This is a genomic window from Shinella sp. NM-101, assembly GCF_021401195.1.
Lineage (GTDB): Bacteria > Pseudomonadota > Alphaproteobacteria > Rhizobiales > Rhizobiaceae > Shinella.
In genome coordinates, this window is record NZ_JACBFT010000001.1 from 785,320 (window position 1) to 803,354 (window position 18,035).

17 protein-coding genes and 1 pseudogene are annotated in these 18,035 nt (G+C 67.5%); 10 read left to right on the forward strand and 8 right to left on the reverse strand.

The annotated features are described in order from the left end of the window. Window positions 1–78: 78 nt before the first annotated feature. A complete protein-coding gene (locus L0976_RS03775) occupies window positions 79–1,932 on the reverse strand; it encodes an ABC transporter ATP-binding protein (protein WP_234186171.1) in 1,854 nt (617 codons plus the stop codon). 346 nt (window positions 1,933–2,278) lie between these two features. On the opposite strand from L0976_RS03775, the gene L0976_RS03780 reads away from it, so the two are divergent. Continuing rightward, window positions 2,279–2,740, forward strand: coding sequence for a tRNA (cytidine(34)-2'-O)-methyltransferase (locus L0976_RS03780; protein WP_203319556.1), 462 nt, complete (start codon window positions 2,279–2,281; stop codon window positions 2,738–2,740). A 32-nt stretch (window positions 2,741–2,772) separates the two neighbouring features. On the opposite strand, the gene L0976_RS03785 is transcribed toward L0976_RS03780, so the two are convergent. Next, entirely contained in the window at window positions 2,773–3,342 is a 570-nt protein-coding gene (locus L0976_RS03785) for an NADPH-dependent FMN reductase (RefSeq protein ID WP_203319557.1), read from the reverse strand. Window positions 3,343–3,443: 101 nt separating this feature from the next. Between L0976_RS03785 and soxR the strand changes: the two genes are divergently transcribed. Next, window positions 3,444–3,887, forward strand: a complete 444-nt coding sequence (gene soxR, locus L0976_RS03790) for a redox-sensitive transcriptional activator SoxR (RefSeq protein ID WP_370577034.1) — start codon at window positions 3,444–3,446, stop codon at window positions 3,885–3,887. Between the two features lie 94 nt (window positions 3,888–3,981). On the opposite strand, the gene L0976_RS03795 is transcribed toward soxR, so the two are convergent. Both L0976_RS03795 and L0976_RS03800 read right to left on the reverse strand, forming a co-directional pair. Then, window positions 3,982–5,262 carry a hemolysin family protein gene (locus L0976_RS03795; protein WP_203319559.1) on the reverse strand — a complete coding sequence of 427 codons (1,281 nt, stop codon included), beginning with the start codon at window positions 5,260–5,262 and terminating at the stop codon, window positions 3,982–3,984. A 134-nt stretch (window positions 5,263–5,396) separates the two neighbouring features. Beyond that, a complete protein-coding gene (locus L0976_RS03800) occupies window positions 5,397–5,654 on the reverse strand; it encodes a hypothetical protein (protein ID WP_234186172.1) in 258 nt (85 codons plus the stop codon). A 226-nt stretch (window positions 5,655–5,880) separates the two neighbouring features. Between L0976_RS03800 and hemF the strand changes: the two genes are divergently transcribed. The 3 genes from hemF to L0976_RS03815 all read left to right on the forward strand — a co-directional run bounded on the left by hemF (window position 5,881) and on the right by L0976_RS03815 (window position 7,443). Next, the gene (gene hemF, locus L0976_RS03805; protein ID WP_234186173.1) at window positions 5,881–6,792 is read left to right on the forward strand and encodes an oxygen-dependent coproporphyrinogen oxidase; all 912 of its coding nucleotides are present in this window, start codon (window positions 5,881–5,883) and stop codon (window positions 6,790–6,792) included. An 81-nt stretch (window positions 6,793–6,873) separates the two neighbouring features. Continuing rightward, entirely contained in the window at window positions 6,874–7,125 is a 252-nt protein-coding gene (locus L0976_RS03810) for a hypothetical protein (protein WP_234186174.1), read from the forward strand. A gap of 126 nt (window positions 7,126–7,251) precedes the next feature. Then, a complete protein-coding gene (locus L0976_RS03815; protein ID WP_203319563.1) occupies window positions 7,252–7,443 on the forward strand; it encodes a DUF1059 domain-containing protein in 192 nt (63 codons plus the stop codon). 181 nt (window positions 7,444–7,624) lie between these two features. Here the strand turns inward: L0976_RS03815 and L0976_RS03820 are convergent, their stop codons facing one another. Genes L0976_RS03820 through L0976_RS03830 form a run of 3 tightly spaced genes read right to left on the reverse strand, consistent with a single transcriptional unit; the run spans window position 7,625 to window position 10,127 of the window. Further along, a complete protein-coding gene (locus L0976_RS03820; protein ID WP_234186175.1) occupies window positions 7,625–8,884 on the reverse strand; it encodes a CCA tRNA nucleotidyltransferase in 1,260 nt (419 codons plus the stop codon). Beyond that, window positions 8,881–9,513, reverse strand: coding sequence for a CoA pyrophosphatase (locus L0976_RS03825; RefSeq protein WP_234186176.1), 633 nt, complete (start codon window positions 9,511–9,513; stop codon window positions 8,881–8,883). The genes L0976_RS03820 and L0976_RS03825 overlap by 4 nt, the downstream gene beginning before the upstream one ends. Continuing rightward, a complete protein-coding gene (locus L0976_RS03830; protein WP_203319566.1) occupies window positions 9,510–10,127 on the reverse strand; it encodes a DUF1285 domain-containing protein in 618 nt (205 codons plus the stop codon). The genes L0976_RS03825 and L0976_RS03830 overlap by 4 nt, the downstream gene beginning before the upstream one ends. A 173-nt stretch (window positions 10,128–10,300) precedes the next feature. On the opposite strand from L0976_RS03830, the gene L0976_RS03835 reads away from it, so the two are divergent. From L0976_RS03835 to L0976_RS03855, 5 genes are all read left to right on the forward strand, one after another. Continuing rightward, entirely contained in the window at window positions 10,301–11,314 is a 1,014-nt protein-coding gene (locus L0976_RS03835) for a MoxR family ATPase (protein WP_234186177.1), read from the forward strand. Window positions 11,315–11,327: 13 nt separating this feature from the next. Continuing rightward, window positions 11,328–12,248 (forward strand): DUF58 domain-containing protein, encoded by a 921-nt coding sequence (locus L0976_RS03840; protein ID WP_203319568.1) that lies wholly within the window; start codon window positions 11,328–11,330, stop codon window positions 12,246–12,248. Beyond that, the gene (locus tag L0976_RS03845; RefSeq protein ID WP_234186178.1) at window positions 12,245–15,052 is read left to right on the forward strand and encodes a DUF4159 domain-containing protein; all 2,808 of its coding nucleotides are present in this window, start codon (window positions 12,245–12,247) and stop codon (window positions 15,050–15,052) included. Before L0976_RS03840 ends, L0976_RS03845 begins: the two co-directional genes overlap by 4 nt. Window position 15,053: 1 nt before the next feature. Further along, the gene (locus L0976_RS03850) at window positions 15,054–17,126 is read left to right on the forward strand and encodes a hypothetical protein (protein WP_234186179.1); all 2,073 of its coding nucleotides are present in this window, start codon (window positions 15,054–15,056) and stop codon (window positions 17,124–17,126) included. A 177-nt stretch (window positions 17,127–17,303) separates the two neighbouring features. Then, entirely contained in the window at window positions 17,304–17,840 is a 537-nt protein-coding gene (locus tag L0976_RS03855) for a glyoxalase superfamily protein (protein WP_234186180.1), read from the forward strand. A 76-nt stretch (window positions 17,841–17,916) separates the two neighbouring features. Here L0976_RS03855 and L0976_RS03860 read toward each other — a convergent pair. Beyond that, window positions 17,917–18,035 (reverse strand): annotated as a pseudogene (locus L0976_RS03860) (IS110 family transposase); the annotation flags it as partial.

Sequence of the window (18,035 nt, forward strand, 5' to 3'; positions counted from 1 at the left end):
AGCATTCCCAAGCGAACATACCAATAGATAAGAACAACTATGAAAACGCCCCGCCATGGGCGGGGCGCCTTCGTTTCCTTATTCCGCCGCCGCTTCCGCCTCGGCGTCGTCGGCGATGAAGCCGCCGGACTGGCGGGTCCACAGGTCGGCGTAGATGCCGCCCCTGGCGACCAGCTCGGCATGGGTGCCCGTCTCGTGGATATGGCCCTTGTCGAGCACGACGAGGCGGTCCATCTCCGTCAGCGTCGAGAGGCGGTGGGCGATCGCGATCACCGTCTTGCCCTCCATGAGGGCGAAGAGGTTTTCCTGGATCGCCGCCTCGACTTCCGAATCGAGCGCCGAGGTCGCCTCGTCCAGCACCAGGATCGGCGCGTCCTTCAGGAAGACGCGGGCGATCGCGATGCGCTGGCGCTGGCCGCCGGAGAGCTTCACGCCGCGCTCGCCGACCTGGGCATCGAGGCCGGAACGGCCCTGCTGGTCGGAAAGGGCCTCGATGAAGTCCCAGGCATTCGCACGCTTCGCCGCCTCGATGATCTCCGCGTCGCTCGCCTCCGGCTTGCCGTAGGCGATGTTTTCGCGGATCGAGCGATGGAGCAGCGAGGTGTCCTGCGTCACCACGCCGATCTGCCCGCGCAGGCTGTCCTGCGTGACCGTCGCGATGTCCTTGCCGTCGATGGTGATCCGGCCGGATTCCAGGTCGTAGAACCGCAGCAGCACGTTCATCAGCGTCGTCTTGCCGGCGCCGGAGCGGCCGACGAGGCCCACCTTCTCGCCCGCGCCGATGTCGAGCGACAGGTCCTCGATCACGCCCTTGTTCTTGCCGTAGTGGAAACGGACATGGTCGAAGCTGATGGCGCCCCTGGCGGCCGACAGCGCCGGTGCCTGCGGCCCGTCCTCGATGTCGTGCGGCTTGGTCATCATGCCCATGCCGTCATAGACCGTGCCGATATTCTCGAAGAGCGCGGTCACTTCCCACATCACCCACTGCGACATGCCGTTGATGCGCATGGCAAGGCCGATCGCCACGGCGACGGCCCCCACCGTCACGTCGCCGGCCATCCAGAAATAGATGCCGATGGACGCCGTGAGGAACATCGCGATGACGTTGTTGATGTCGATCGCGATGTTGAACGAGGTGATGAGCCGCATCTGCTTGTGCACGGTCACGAGGAACTCGTTCATGCCTTCGCGGGCATAGGTTTCCTCGCGTCCGGCATGCGAGAACAGCTTGACCGTCGCGATGTTGGTGTAGCTGTCGACGATCCGGCCCGTCATCATGGAGCGCGCATCGGCCTGCTCGCGCGAAACCACCATCAGCTTCGGCACGAAATAGCGCAGGATCCCGACATAGACGACGAACCACACGACCAGCGGCAGCACGAGACGCAGGTCCGCCGAGGCGATGACGGCGATCATCGAGACGAAGTAGCTCACCACATAGATGAAGACGTCGATGATCTTCATCACCGTCTCGCGCACGGCAAGCGACGTCTGCATGACCTTCGTCGAGACGCGGCCGGCGAACTCGTTGGAGAAGAAGCTCATGCCCTGGCGGATCAGGTAGCGGTGCATCTGCCAGCGGGCGATCATCGGGAAATTGCCCGCGAGCGCCTGGTGCATCGTCATGGTGTGCAGCGCGCCGAAGCCCGGGATGAGGACGAGCAGCAGCACGGCCATCCAGATCAGCGTGCCGCCCTCGCGGGCGAGCAGCGTGCCGGGATCGCCGGCCGACAGCCAGTCCACGATGTTGCCGAGGAACTGGAACAGCACGACTTCCGCGATGCCGAGCACCATGGAGCAGAAGCCGAGCAGCGCCAGCCACGGTGCGGCGGGGCGCGTATAGTGCCAGAGGAAGGGCCAGAGGCCCTTCGGCGGAAGCGAGGGCGCCTCGGAAGGATAGGGATTCAAACGTCTTTCGAACCAGCCGAACATGGCTTTCTCCGTAATATCAAGGACGGAACCGGCGCGGACGGCGCACGAGGCGCGCGGTCGGGAACGGGGTTCCGGCAGGATCGCCGCGCAATGAAAGGGCGTCGGACGGCGAATTGAAATAAAGGCAGGAGGAAATCTGCGGGGCGAAACGCCTAGGCGAGAAGTGGCGTCAATCGAGCCGGGAGGCGTAGCCGATGCGTGGTATCCATCATGAACCTCCCTTTCTCGCGTTGCAGATGGGTCTGGTTAGCGCGAAACGGCGCAATTTGCCAGACGGTTCGTCGCAAATTCGCATCTCCGGCCAATTCTGTTGCCATGCCGCCACATCTGGACTAGGCGACATGGCATGCCAGACCTTCGCATCGCCCTCTACCAGCCGGACATTGCCGGCAACACCGGCACCATCCTGCGTTTCGCCGCCTGCCTCGGCCTTGCGGTCGACATCATCGAGCCGGCGGGCTTCGACCTATCCGACCGCAGCCTGAAGCGCGCCGGGATGGATTACCTCGCCGCCGTGACGCTGACGCGACACGTCAACTGGGAGCGGTTCGAGGAATGGCGCTCGCAAAGCGGCCGCCGGCTGGTCCTAGCTTCCACCATGGCGGCCGCACGCTATACGGACGTCGCCTATCGGGCGGACGACATCCTGCTCTTCGGCCGCGAAAGCGCCGGCGTGCCGGACCGCGTGCACGCGGCGGCGGACGGCCGGGTGCTCATTCCCATGGTCGAGGGCCAGCGCTCGATCAACGTCGCGCTCTCGGCCGCGATGATCTGCGGCGAAGCCCTGCGCCAGACGGGCTTTGCCTGACCTCGCATCGCCCGGCCACCGGTAAACCAGCCTCATGCCGCCTCGTCGTAGCGCGTCGTGATGCGCGCCACCTTCAGCGCGTCGGCCCACCAGGTCAGGCGCTTCATCAGCACCGCGAGCTGGCCGTTGAGCTGGCCGGGGCGGAACGGGTTGCCGGCGGGGTCGAACTGTGTCCAGGCATGGGCAAGGCTCACCGTCTCGCGGATCGCGACGGCGTGCAGCTCGGCAAAGACCAGCCGCAACTGCTCGACCGCCCGCAGGCCGCCGGAAACGCCGCCATAGGAGATGAAGGCGACGGGCTTGGCGTGCCAGGGCCGGAAGCAGCAATCGATGACCGCCTTCAGCGCCGCCGGGTAGGCGTGGTTGTATTCCGGCGTCACGATGAGGAAGGCATCCGCCTGCGAGATTGCGCTTTCGACGATCCCGGCCGACGCCGCATCGAGGCCGCCGGGGGTGAAGGCCAGTTCCGCCGGGTCGACGCGGATGATGTCGTATTGGCCGAAGCCGGCAAGTTCCGGCTCCAGCCATCCCGCGATCGTGTCGGCAAAGCGCCCTTCGCGGCCGCTGCCATAGATGAGGGCGATGGTTAGTCTGTCTTTCATGCGGGGTTCGCTCCGGGTTGGAAAAGCAGGGAGCCGCTGGTATAGAACCTCAACCAAAGTTGAGGTCAACAGCCATGACGGAAAAATGTCCGAACAGCGCAATGCCCCGTGAACTCAGCGTCGGCGAGGTCGCCGAGCGCAGCGGCGTGGCGGTTTCCACATTGCATTTCTATGAGACGAAGGGGCTGATCCGCAGCCAGCGCAACCGCGGCAACCAGCGGCGCTACCCGCGCAGCATCCTGCGCCGCGTCGCGGTGATCAAGGTTGCCCAGCGCACCGGCATTCCGCTCGCCGAGATCGCGGACGCGCTTTCCGTGCTGCCGCACGACCGGCCGCTGACCGCGCAGGACTGGCGAAGACTCTCGCAGACCTGGCGCCGGCAACTCGACGACCGCATCGCAAGGCTCACGCGGCTGCGCGACCAGATCGACGGCTGCATCGGCTGCGGCTGCCTGTCGATGCAGGAATGCCCCTTGCGCAACCCGCTGGATACGCTGGCCGTCGAAGGCCCGGGCCCGAGATTGCTGGAGCCCGAGCCGGCATAGAGCGTTTCCGCGTCTTCCAAATCGCGAGAACGCTCCGCCCTTGTTCTCCGCTATTCCGGGTGCAACCCTGCCATGCGCGTTAGCTGGAACGGCTTTAGCCGAGGCGCGTCGCGAGCAGCTTGTCGACGCGGCGGCCGTCCATGTCGACCACTTCGAAGCGCCAGCCCTGGGTTTCCGTGTACTCGCCGGTCTTCGGCAGCTTCTGGAGCGATTCGATGACGAGGCCGGCGGCCGTCTGGTAGCTGCGCCGGGCCGGCAGCGACAGGCCGAGGCGGTCCGCCATCTCGTCGATCGGCATGGAGCCGGCGATCAGCCAGGAGCCGTCCTCGCGCTGCACCGCATATTCGTCGTCGCCTTCCTCGATGTCGGCGCGGAACACGCCGGCGATCGCCTCCAGCACGTCGGCCGGCGTGATGACGCCCTCGAAGTGGCCGTATTCGTCGTGGATCAGGAGGAGCGGCACTTCCGAATTGCGCAGCGCTTCGAGCACGCGCATCGCATCCATCGTGTCGGGCACGATCGGCGCCTGGCGGATGAAGGAGCGGATGTCGAGCGGCTGGCCGCTCAGGAGAGCGGAAAGCAGCTCGCGCTTCTGGACGATGCCGACGATGGTTTCCGGTCCGCCGTCTGCGACCGGCAGGCGGGAGTGCTGGCTCTCGACGAGCTGCTCGTGGATCTCCTCCACCGTGTCGCCGAGGTCGATCCAGTCGACGTCGTTGCGCGGCGTCATGAGGCCGCGTGCCTCGCGGTCGGAAAAGCGCATGACGCCGGCGATCATCAGCTTCTCGCCGCCCTCGATGACGCCGGCCGCCTCGGCTTCGGCGACGATGGTCTTGATCTCCTCGTCCGTGACGACGCTTTCGGAGATCTCGTGCTGGCCGAGCAGGCGGAAGATCAGCCGCGTCGAGGCGTCGAGCACCCAGACGGCCGGCGCGCCGATCCTGGACATCAGCGACATGGCCGGCGCCACCAGCGTTGCGAAGCGCTCGGGATTGCGCAGCGCGATCTGCTTGGGCACCAGCTCGCCGACCACAACCGACAGGAAAGTGATGATGAAGATGACGATACCGTAGCCGAGCGGGTCGGCCAGCCAGTCCGGCACGCCCTCGGCAGCGAGGATGTCGCGCAGGCGCCCGCCGAGCGCGGCGCCGGAGAAGGCGCCGGCCAGGATGCCGATGAGCGTGATGCCGATCTGGACGGTGGAAAGGAACTTTCCGGGGTTTTCCGCAAGCTTCAGCGCCGACGCGGCACCGCGCGAGCCCTGGGCCGCCATGGTCTTGAGGCGTGGCTTGCGCGAGGAAACGATGGAAAGTTCGGAAAGGGCAAAAACCCCGTTCAGGAGAATGAGGAAGACAGCGATCGCGAGTTCGAACAAGGACTGTGAGCCGTGCTTGAGAACCGCAACGGCGCCTTTCTGTTGATGACGATGGCCGCAAGATAGGGGCGCGCGGGTTCGCCGTCAATCGAGCTTGCCGATCACGGTCGCGTCATGAGGCCTAAAAAAGGGCTTCAATCGGCGCTCGGCAGGCGGCGCATGGTGAACTCGATGCGGTCGCCTTCCAGCATCCGCCAGCTTTCCACCTCGGTCCAGTAGGCAGCCTTCGGCCAGAGGTCGAACCATTCGCGCGCCTTCTCGCGGGCCGCCTGGCGTTCGAGGCAGAAGGTCTCGCGCACGAAATGGCCCTCGCCGCGGAAGGGCTTCTCGCGGCGGCGCCGCTCGATCTGGCGCCTGAGGCCTTCGAGGGGCGGTGAGGGTACACGCGCCATGCAGGTTTCCTCCTGTGGCGGTTCGGCCAGGGCGCGGGACGCATCGCACCGGAACCGCGTGAAAACGACGTGCTGCACTTTCGATGGAACAAAGATAGGCCAGCGATCGTCCTTTGACGAGTCCCGCGCCCCGGCGCATTTTCGCGCCCGCGGTTGCAAAAAAGGGCAAATTTAACGACTGTGGCCGAAATGCGATTCGGCGGTGCGCCCGCCAGCGGGAAACACCATGGAACGACCAGACCTGCCGAAAGGCCTGCCCGAGGACATCGAAGACAAGAAGGCGATGGCCCGCGCCTGGTTCGAGCAGCTGCGCAACGCCATCTGCGCCAGCTTCGAGGCCCTCGAAGACGAACTGGAAGGGCCCCTCTCCGACCTGCCGCCGGGCCGCTTCGTCGGCAAGGACTGGCTGCGCGAGGACGGCGAAGGCGGCGGCGGGCGCATGTCGATGATGGAAGGCCGCGTCTTCGAGAAGGTCGGCGTCCACACCTCCACCGTCTTCGGCGAGTTCTCGCCGGAATTCCGCACCCAGATTCCCGGCGCCGGCGAAGACCCGCGCTTCTGGGCCTCCGGCATCTCGCTGATCGCCCATCCGGTGAACCCCAACGTTCCGGCCGTGCACATGAACACCCGCATGGTCGTCACCACCAGCCGCTGGTTCGGCGGGGGCGCGGACCTGACGCCGGTGCTCGACCGCCGCCGGGTGATGAGCGATCCCGACACCGCCCTCTTCCACAAGGCGATGGAGATCGCCTGCAACCGCCATCCCGTCGCCGACCATGCGAAGTTCAAGGACTGGTGCGACGAATACTTTTTCCTCAAGCACCGCAACGAGCCGCGCGGCACCGGCGGGATCTTCTACGACTGGCTGCACTCGCCCGAAGAGCTCGGCGGCTGGAACGCCGACTTCGCCTTCACGCAGGACGTCGGCCGCGCCTTCACCATGGTCTATCCGAAGATCGTGCGTTCCAACTTCAACAAGGGCTGGACGGAAGAGGACCGCGACGAGCAGCTCGTGCGCCGCGGCCGCTATGTCGAGTTCAACCTGCTCTACGATCGGGGAACGATCTTCGGCCTGAAGACCGGCGGCAATGTCGATTCCATCCTCTCCTCCATGCCGCCGGTGGTGCGCTGGCCCTGAGCCGCTAGCAGGCTTGTGATTACGGTTTGCCTTGCCTTCGTGGTAGAATGCATCAAGCATGATTCCACGGAGGAGGCAGTCATGATCAATGTGATGCAAGACGCAGTGCATTCGGGCCTCGACCCGCAATCCGCCGATTTTCTCGATCGTTTCGCAGAAACCATCCGCGCCGAAAGCGGCGTGGATCTGCCCCATGCCTATTTCGTCGCGGAGGCGCGGCTGCGGCTGTCGCGCGGGAACGTCCACGCCATCGCCGGGCGCAGGACAAGGCCCGAGCCGCTCCGCTCGTCCACCTGCTTCGACTGCTGGGCAAAAGACGAAGACGCCGCCTGACGGCGTGGAACCGGAGGCGGCCTTTGCCGTTTCCGAAGACGGCCGGCACGGCCGAGGACCCGTCGCGGTTTGGCCGGAACGGCCTCATCTGCTATACTCGTTCCGTTGAAACGACAGGAGATAGTCATGAGACTTTTTGAATGCGGTTCACTCGTCCCCGGATGCGAATGGCACACGCGCGCCAATGACGACGCCGAAGTCGTCCGCCGCGCGGTGGAGCACATGCGCATGGCCCATGGCGAAGCCACCATCCGGGAAAGCATGGTCGAGCATATCAAGGAACGCATCGTCGACGAAAAGGCGGCCGACGCCGCCTGATGGAGGAACGCGCCTCGCTGGCGGGTTGCTGGCGGCGAGGAAAGGCCCCTCCCCAACCCCTCCCCACAAGGGGGAGGGGCTTAATGTGCCGCTCCGTGGCATTCATTATAGAACGATGAGCAAGCCTCTATCTTTCTCCCCCTCGCGGGGGTGATGCCGGCAGGCAGAGGGGTTTCGGGCGCTAGTTAGCCTTCACAAACGCATCCAGCCGCGCAAGCAGCCTGGCCCGATCCTCATGAAAATTCCCCGCGACCCACTCGTCCTCGATGGCCGACAGCGCCGCGCCGACCGTCGGCCCGGCGGGAACGCCGGCAGCCAGCACGTCCGCACCCGTCAGCGGGAAGGACGGCTTGCGCCATTTCTCCGCGCGCACCAGAAGACGCTGGCAGAGACCCGAAAAGGCAAGCGCCTCGGCATCGCCGAGCCCGCGTGCCCGCGCGGCGGCAAGCGCCAGCTTCAACCGCATGGTCAGCCCCTGCGGCCCGCTCCGGTAAAGCAGCCGGTCGAAGGCCGTCTCGGCGAGTTTCGGCGCAATCTCGGGCGCTGCCGCCCAGTAATCGAGCGTCGCGGCTTCCGCCTTCGAAAGACGCAGACGCCCGGCGAGCGTCTTCAGCCGTTCCCGGTCGGCCGGCACCATCGCGGCAAGGCGCAGCATCGCGTCCGGCCTCCAGCCGAAGGCCTTTTCCGCCTCGATCAGGCCGGGGATCGCGTCGATGCCCCACTTTTCCGTCTCGGGCAGGATTTCCGTCAGCACGCCCGCCTGCCGCATCCACAACAGCGCGCGGCCGGGATCGGGCGCGCCCAGCAGCTTCTTCGTCTCGGACCACACCCGCTCGGCCGAAAGCTTCGCCAGCTTGTCCTTCGCCCGCGCGCAGGCTTTCAGGCCCTCGGCATCCGGCCGGCCGCTGCCGTAGAGCGCGAAGAAGCGGAAGAAGCGCAGGATGCGCAGGTGATCCTCCGCGATCCGCATCGCCGCATCGCCGATGAAGCGGACGGTGCCGCTCTCTATGTCCGGCAGGCCGTTCACGAGGTCGACCACCGTCCCGTCCTGCGTGGCGTATAGCGCGTTGATGGTGAGGTCGCGCCGCTCGGCATCCGCCTGCCAGTCCGTGCCGAAGGCGACCTCGGCATGCCGGCCGTTGGTCGAAACGTCCCGCCGCAGCGTCGTCACCTCGAAGGGCGTGCCGTCGATGACGAGCGTCACCGTGCCGTGCTCGATGCCCGTCGGCACCGCCTTGATGCCCGCCGCCTTCGCGCGCTCGACGACGGCCTCCGGCCGCAGCGTCGTCGCGATGTCGACATCGGCCACCGGCAGCCCCATCAGGCTGTTGCGCACGGCCCCGCCCGCCACGCGCCCCTCGCCGCCGTCGCTGTTGAGCAGCGCCAGCACGCGCACGAGCGCCGGATCGGAAAACCACGCCTCGCCCGAGACAGACGTCATGCATAAAGCCTTTCATAGATCACCCGAACGATGCCGGCGGTGATGCCCCAGATATTATGCCCCGCATAGGGCATGCGATAATAATGCCGCTCGCCGCCAAGCCAGATGCCGCTGCCCTGCTCGTGGTTGCGCGGATCCATGAGGAAGGAGAGCGGCACGTCGAAGACCGTCTCCACCTCCGCCGGGTTCGGGATCAGCTCGAAGCCCGGCCGCACGACCGCCAGCACCGGCGTGATCGAGAAGCCGGAAAGCGCCTTGTACTGCGGCAGCCGGCCGACCGGCTCGACGAAGCGGCGGTCGAGGCTGATCTCCTCCTCCGCCTCGCGCATCGCGGCCGCCTCGACATCCGCGTCGTCGTCATCCACCGCCCCGCCCGGAAAGGCGACCTGGCCGGAATGCTTGCGCATCGTCGCCGTGCGCTGGGTGAAGATGACGCGCGCCTCCTCCCCGTCGTCGACGACGGGGATCAGCACGGCCGCATCGCGCAGCTTCATGTCTTCCAGATGGGGAATGACGCCGGGATTGAGCAGGCTGTCGCCATGATCGCGCCAGCTCTCCTCGCCGAGCGTCAGGGTCTGCTCGATGGCGCGGCGGCGGAACTCAGCGGCGCTGTAGGGCGCAAGGCTCATCGCGACAGCGCATCCAGCTCGGCCGCGGGCATGACCGGGAAGACCACGCCCCCGGAGCGCACCGCGAACATCGCCACGCCATCGACCTCGACGGTCTCGCCGAGCTCCACCAGATCGTACATCACCGCGCGGGAGACGAGCGCCTCCAGCCGGCCGCGCACGAGGAGATAGGGCTTCAGTTCGCTGTTGCCGCCGGCGGCCGCAAAGCGCAGGGGATGCTCCGCCCCCGCCTCCACCACGTCGCCGACATTGGTGCGGAAGGTCAGCACCTGCGCCGCACCCTCCCCGCTGGCATTCATCTCGACGGCCAGGAACGGCGCGTCCACGACGCGGATGCCGACCTTCTCGACCGGCGTCACCAGATAGGTCCTGCCGTCCTCGTCCTTGCGCAGCACCGTGGAAAAAAGCCGCACCAGCGGCGCACGGCCGATGGGCGTGCCGAGGTAGAACCACGTGCCGTCGGCGCGGATTTCCATGTCGAGGTCGCCGCAGAACGGCGGGTTCCAGCGCTCGACGGGCGGCAGGCCGCGCCCGCCCGTTTCCGCGCTTGCGCGCGCGATCAGCGCGGCCAGTCCCGCAGCGTCCGTGCTTTCGCCAATTTCGCCCGTTGCCATTGTTCCGTCCCGGTTCAACCCTATCTCCGCGAGAGGAAAAGGTGGATACACACACGAGATAGTCATTTCGTGGCCGCTTGTCAGCCACGGCTGAGCTAATAAGCTTCCAATGCGAGGGACGAACGCGGCAGGGCCACGATTCGTTCGGGTTTCAAACGGCACTGGAGACGACCATGGGCGTTCAGAATTCCTCCGACGCGGGCCTCGACGAGAAGGCCGTGGTCGCGACCGCGGAACGGGCGCTCTCCGATATCGCCCTCGTCCGCCGGGAAGTCGCCAAGGTCATCTTCGGCCAGGAAAGCGTCGTGGAGCAGACGATGCTCGCCGTGCTCTCGGGCGGCCATGCGCTGCTGGTCGGCGTGCCCGGCCTTGCAAAGACCAAGCTGGTCGCCACCCTCGGCACCGTGCTTGGCCTTTCCGCGAGCCGCATCCAGTTCACGCCCGACCTCATGCCCTCCGATATACTCGGCTCGGAGGTGATGGACCAGGACGACAACGGCAAGCGCTCCTTCCGCTTCGTGCCCGGCCCGATCTTCACCCAGCTCCTGATGGCCGACGAGATCAACCGCGCCTCGCCGCGCACCCAGTCCGCCCTCTTGCAGGCCATGCAGGAATACCATGTGACGGTGGCCGGTGCGCGCAACGACCTGCCGAAGCCCTTCCATGTGCTGGCGACGCAGAACCCGCTGGAGCAGGAAGGCACCTACCCGCTGCCCGAGGCCCAACTCGACCGCTTCCTGCTGCAGGTCGACGTGCACTATCCGGAACTTGCCGCCGAACGGCAGATCCTGCTGGAGACCACCGGCGTCAGCGAGGCGCAGGCGGAAGCGGCGATTTCCGCCGACCGCCTCATCGAGATCCAGACCCTCATCCGCCAGATGCCCGTCAGCGAGAAGGTGCTCGACGCGATCCTCTCGCTGGTGCGCTCCGCCCGCCCCGGCAACGGCGTCGCCTCGACCGACAGGCATGTCGCCTGGGGCCCCGGCCCGCGCGCCGGCCAGGCGATGATGCTCTGCGCCCGCGCACGCGCGCTTTACCAGGGCCGCCTCGCGCCCTCCGTCGATGACGTGCTGGCGCTTGCCGAACCGATCCTGCAGCACCGCATGGCGCTGACCTTCGGCGCCCGCGCCGAGGGCATGTCGGTGCGCGATGTCATCGCGGGTCTCGTCCGGCAGGCGGGCGGCTGAGCAGGATAGAAGCATGGCGTCCGTCGGCCAGATCGTCGAAGCAACACCGGCCCGGGAGGCTCTTTCCCGGGCACAGGCCCGGGCTGCCCTCATTTCCGATTGCATGGTCGAGGCCCAGCGCCTCGCCAACACGGTGATCGCCGGCTGGCACGGCCGCCGCAAGCGCGGCATCGGCGAGAATTTCTGGCAGTTCCGCCCCTATGTCGACGGCGAGAGCCTGTCGCGCATCGACTGGCGGCGCTCGGCCCGCGACGACCATACCTATGTGCGCGACCGCGAATGGGAGGCCGCCCACACCGTCTGGATCTGGGCCGACCTTTCGCCCTCGATGATGTACAAGTCCACCTTCGGATCAGTCTCGAAGGAAAGCCGCGCGCTCGTCCTCATGCTGGCGCTCGCCGAAATCCTCGCCCGCTCGGGCGAGCGCATCGGCTGCCCCGGCATCATGGAGCCGATCGCCGCGCGCAACGCCGCCGAGCGCCTCGCAACCGCCCTGATGCACAACCCCGCGGCCGACGGCCTGCCGGACACCGCCATGATCCGCGGCAACAGCGATATCGTGCTGATCGGCGATTTCCTCGATCCCGTCGCGGACGTGATGGACCGCCTCGGCCCCCTTGCCCGCCGCGGCCTTCGCGGCCATGTCGTCGAGGTCGCCGACCCGGCCGAAGAGCTTTTCCCCTATGCCGGCCGCACCGAATTCACCGATCCCGAAAGCGGCATGAAGCTGACGGCCGGCCGCGCCGAGACGCTGAAGGACGATTACGCCCGCGCCTATGCCGCGCGCCGCGAGACCCTTGCCGACAACCTCCGCCATCTCGGCTGGAGCTTCATTTCCCACCGCACCGACCGTCTCGCCTCCGAGGCGCTGATCGCCGTGCATGCCTATCTCTCCGGCCTGCCGGCGCTGAGGATGGAGGGCATCGGCCGATGAGCGCATTCGCCTTCGCCTTTCCCGCCGTCCTGACCGCGCTGGTCCTGTTGCCGGCCATCTGGTGGCTGCTGCGCCTGACGCCGCCGAAGCCGTCGAGCGAGGTCTTCCCGCCCTTCGCCATCCTCGCCTCGATCCTGAAGCGCGAGGAGACGCCGGCGCAGAGCCCCTGGTGGCTGACGCTGCTGCGCATGCTGATGGCCGCCGCCGTCATCCTCGCCATCGCCGACCCGGTCTTCAATCCGCGCACCAGCACGCTGGCGACCGGCGGCCCGCTTGTCCTCGTGATGGACAACAGCTGGGCCGCCGCCACCGACTGGAAGCAGCGCGTCGACACCGCCGCGATGCTGATCGACGATGCCGAAGGCCGCGACGTGCCGGTCTCCCTGGTGCTGACCGCCGACCGCCAGCATGACGCCGTGCCCGTCGATGCCATGACGGCCCGCAACCGCCTCGCCGCCGCCGAACCGCGCCCGCTTCCGGCCGACAGGGTCGCCGCGATCGCCGCGCTGCGCACCGCGCTCGACGGCACGCCGCCCGGCACCATCGCCTTCATCACCGACGGCATGGCGAGCGGCGAGAACGACGAGACGACCGCCGCCCTGCAATCGCTCTCCCCGGCGGAATTCCGCCTGATCGCCAGCGACGGCGCCGCTACCGTGGCCATGACCTCGGCCACCAACGGCGCGGATGCCCTCACCGTCACCCTCACCCGCCTCGACGGCGGCCCGGCGCACAGCCTGCCGCTGACGGCGCATGACAGCCACGGCCGGCCGATTGCCGCCGGCACCGCCGATTTCGCGGCCGGCGCGACGACGGCGACCGGCAGGATCGCCGCCCCCTTCGAACTGCGCAACGACTTTTCCCGTCTCACCATCGACGGGCTCGCCAATGCCGGCGGCGCCTATCTGCTGGACGACGGCTTCCGCCGCCGCCGCGTCGCCTTCCTCTCCGGCGAGGTGCTCGATGCCAGCCAGCCGCTGCTCTCGCCGCTGCGCTACATCAACAGCGCGCTCTCGCCCTATGCGGACATGATCGAGCCTGGTGTCGCCGACCTTTCGGTGGCGATCCCGCAACTGCTGGAGCAGAACCTGTCCGTGCTGATCATGGCCGACATAGGCCGGCTGCCGGAGGGCGTTCAGGACGAGGTGAAGCGCTGGGTCGAGGCCGGGGGCATGCTGATCCGCTTCGCCGGGCCGCGCCTGGCCGCCGCCCCGGCGGACGACCCGCTGGTGCCCGTGATGCTGCGCAAGGGCGAACGCGCGCTTGGCGGCGCGCTCTCATGGTCCGAGCCGCAGCCGCTTTCCGCCTATCCCGCGAACAGCCCCTTCTTCGGCATGCGCGCGCCGGAAGGCATCCTGATCAAGCGACAGGTGCTTGCCGAGCCGACGCCGGACCTTCCCGAACGCACCTGGGCGAGCCTTGCCGACGGCACCCCGCTGGTGACGACCGAAACGCTCGGCTCAGGGCGCATCGTGCTCTTCCATGTCAGCGCCGAAACCTCCTGGTCCAACCTGCCGCTGTCAGGCGATTTCGTGGAGATGCTCCGCCGCACCGTGCAGCTCTCGCGCGGCGGCATGGCCAATGGCGGCGGCCAGCAGGCCAAGGGCCTGCCGCCCTACCGCCTGATGACCGCGAGCGGCACGCTGGCCGCGGCCAGCGGCGAGGCCAAGCCGCTCACCGTCGCCGACGGCGCACAGAAGATCGCCACCTTCGACAACCCGCCCGGCCTCTACGGCACCGAGAACGGCTATGTCGCCCACAACCTCTTCCCGCCGGCCCACCAGATCCGCCCGCTCGCGATTGCCGAAGGCGCCTCCATCCGGCCCGAACCGCTGGCCGCCGCGCAGACCTTCTCGCTGAAGCCGCATCTCTTCACCCTCGCAGCGCTCCTGCTTCTCGCCGACTGCGCCATCGTGCTCCTGATGGGCGGGGCCTTCGCCGCCGCCGCCCGCCGCCTGCCGAAGCGCGGGGCGACGGCCGCCCTCGCCCTCGCCCTTGCCGCCGGGACGCTGGCGGGACTGCCGTCCGAGGGTCGCGCGGACGACGCCAAGCCGGGCGACGAGGCGATCCTCTCACGGCTCGACACGACGCACCTTGCCTATGTCGTCACGGGCGAGAGCGAGGTGGACCGCGTTTCCGAACGCGGCCTTGCCGGCCTCACGGAATTCCTGACCTACCGCACGACGCTGGAGCCCGGCGAGCCCGTCGGCGTCGACATCTCCAGGGACGAGCTTGCGCTCTACCCGATCATCTACTGGCCGGTGAGCGCCTCGGCCGACATGCCCTCCAGCGCCGCCGTCAGCCGGATCGACGCCTATATGCGCAACGGCGGCACCGTGCTGTTCGACACGCGCGACCAGTTCGTCTCCCTCGACGGCAATTCGACGAGCCCGAACACCGAGCGGCTGCAGGCGATCCTCGCCAATCTCGACATCCCGCCGCTGGAGCCCGTGCCGGCCGACCACGTCCTGACCAAGGCCTTCTACCTGCTGTCCGATTTTCCCGGCCGCTATGCCGGCGGCCCGTTGTGGATCGAAGCCACGCTCGACCGCAAGGAAGACCCCTCGCGTCCCGTCCGCACCGGCGACGGCGTGTCGCCGATCATGATCACCGGCAACGATTTTGCGGGCGCCTGGGCGATCGACACGAACGGCATGCCGCTGCTGCCGACCGTTCCGCCCGACGACGTGCAGCGCGACCACGCCTTCCGCGCCGGCGTCAACATCATGATGTACATGCTGACAGGCAACTACAAGGCGGACCAGGTGCACGTCCCCGCCCTTCTCGAACGGCTGGGGCAGTGACATGACGCTCCAGTTTTCCCCCTTCCTGCCCTGGATCGCCATCGCCCTCATCGGCGTCCTCGGGCTTGCGCTCGCCGCCCTCGGCTTCTGGCGCGGCCTGCGCGGCGCCTTCGTGCGCGCGTTGGCGCTTGCCCTGCTGGTGCTCGCCCTCGCCAACCCGGTCTTCCTGCAGGAGGACCGCGAGGCGCTGTCGACGGTCGTGCCGGTCATCGTCGACCGCAGCCAGAGCCAGGACAACGAGGAACGGACAGCGCAGGCGAACGCCGCGCTGGAAGGCCTCAAGGAACGCTTCGCGCGCTTTCCGCGCATCGAGCCGCGCATCGTGGAAGCGGGCGACGACGGCACGTCCGACACCCCTTCCACCCGCCTCTTCGACGCCCTCAACACCGCCATCGCCGACGTGCCGCGCTCGCGCGTCGGCGGTGCGATCCTCATCACCGACGGGCAGGTGCACGACATTCCCGAAGCCTCGGCCTTCTCCAGCTTCGACGCCCCGGTCCACGCCCTCGTCACCGGCCGGCCGGACGAGTTCGACCGCCGCATCGAGGTGGTCAGCGCCCCGCGCTTCGGCATCGTCGGCGAAGAGCAGGAGCTGAAGTTCCGCGTGGTGGACGACGGCAAGGGGCCGGACACGCCGGCCCGCGTGACCGTGCGCCTCAACGGCAACGAGATCGCCTCCGAGATCGCCCAGCCCGGCACCGAGCAGCCGCTCGGCTTTACCGTGCCGCGCGGCGGCAACAATATCCTCGAATTCGAGGTGGAGCCGGTCGAGGGCGAGATCACCACCGCCAACAACCGCGCCGTCCACGTCATCGAGGGCATTCGCGAGAACCTGCGCGTGCTGCTGGTTTCCGGCGAGCCGCATGCCGGCGAGCGCGCCTGGCGCAACCTGCTGAAGTCCGACACGGCCATCGACCTCGTGCATTTCACCATCCTGCGCCCGCCGGAAAAGCAGGACGGCACGCCGATCAACGAACTGTCGCTGATCGCCTTCCCGACGCGCGAGCTCTTCGTCGACAAGATCAACGAGTTCGACCTCATCATCTTCGACCGCTACCAGCATCGCGGCGTGCTGCCGATCCTCTACTACGACAACATCGCGCAATATGTGGAGAACGGAGGCGCGCTGCTGATTGCTGCGGGGCCGGAACATGCCGGCAACGATTCCATCGCCGGCACGCCGCTGTCCGCCGTGCTGCCGGCAATGCCGACCGGCGCGATGAACGAGGCGCCCTTCTATCCGCGCCTTTCGGCACAGGGCAAGAAGCATCCGGTCACGCGCGGCCTGGAAGGCGCGAACGACGAGCCGCCTCATTGGGGTCGCTGGTTCCGCACCGTCGACGTGCAGCGACCCGAGGGCAATGTCGTCATGGAGGCCAATGACGGCAAGCCGCTGCTGGTGCTCAACCGCGCAGGCAAGGGCCGCGTCGCCATGCTGCTCTCGGACCAGGGCTGGCTCTGGGCGCGCGGTTTCGAGGGCGGCGGCCCGCATGTCTCTCTCTACCGGCGCACCGCGCACTGGCTGATGCAGGAGCCGGCGCTGGAGGAAGAGGCGCTGACCGCCCGCACCTTCGGCCGCACGCTGCAGATCAACCGCCAGACCATCGGCGACGCGCCGGGCGAAGCCACGCTGAAGCTGCCCTCCGGCAGGACGCAGCAGGTGGCGCTCACCGAGGCCGAGCCCGGCCTCTACCGCGCCGAGGTGCAGACCGCCGAGACCGGCCTCTACGAGATCACCAACGACAACCTGAGCGCCCTCGTCCATGTCGGCGCGGTGGATGCGCCGGAATTCAAGGCGACGATCTCGACGACGCAGACGCTGAAGCCGCTCGCCGATGCCACGAAAGGCACCGTCCGCCGGCTCGTCGGCGAGAGCGGCGAGGCCGTCTCCCTGCCGCCGCTGCTGCCGGTCTCCGGGCCGGTGCGCAGCATCGACGAGAACCGCCTGTCGCTGCACATGACGGACGAGACGGTTCTGAAGGGCATCAACTCGCTGCCGCTCTTTGCGGGCTTCGCCGGCGTCGGCCTCCTTCTGCTCGCCTTCTCGGCCATGTGGTATCGCGAAGGGCGTTGACCTCCCCCGCCTTTGCGCTAATCTTGCCGCACGGCCGGAGGCGGCCGGCAGACCCGCGCCTTTTCCGAAGGCATGGCGAACGCTTCCTCAACACCCTTTCTCCACCGTTCATCGTTGGGCGAAGGCGTCGGCAATGCGGGCACTGACGGGGACTTCGCCGGAACGGAAGGAACGGACATGCGCGATTTTCGCGATGCCAAGGCCATGGCGAAAGCCATGCGGGAAATGCTGGCCGCCCGCAATATCGAGATCAGCCACAGCGAAGCCCTCGAAATCGTCGCCCGCCAGTTCGGCGCGGAGACCTGGAACATCCTCTCTTCGAAGATCGAGGCGAAACCGCCGGAAGGCGGCATCGCCTTCGAGCAGGCGGTGCCCATCGTGCGCATCTTCGACGTGGCAAAGGCGCATGAATTCTACCTCGGCTTCCTCGGCTTTTCCGTCGACTGGGAGCACCGCTACGGCGAAAACTTCCCGCTCTACACGCAGGTCTCGCGCGGCGGGCTGCGGCTGCACCTTTCCGAACATGCGGGCGACGCCACGCCCGGCGGCAACATGGTCGTCTACATGACGGGCATCCGCGCCTTCCAGAAGGAGCTGATTGGCAAGGACTACCGCTACATGAAGCCGGGGCTGGAGGACGAGGGCTCGCGGCTGGAGGTGACGGTGACCGACCCCTTCCAGAACCGCATCCGCTTCATGGAGTTGAAGGACTGAGAAGTCCTTGGCTGCCCCTCATCCGGCCCGCCGGCCACCTTCTCCCTGGCTGCGGGGAGAGCGACTGTCTTGTCAGTCAAGCGCTTTGCCATGGTTTTCCGTCCCGGATGATGGCGTTGAGGATGGTGAGGAGCTTTCGCATGGTCGCGACGATGGCGACGATCTTCGGCTTTCCGGCAGCAACGAGACGGTCGC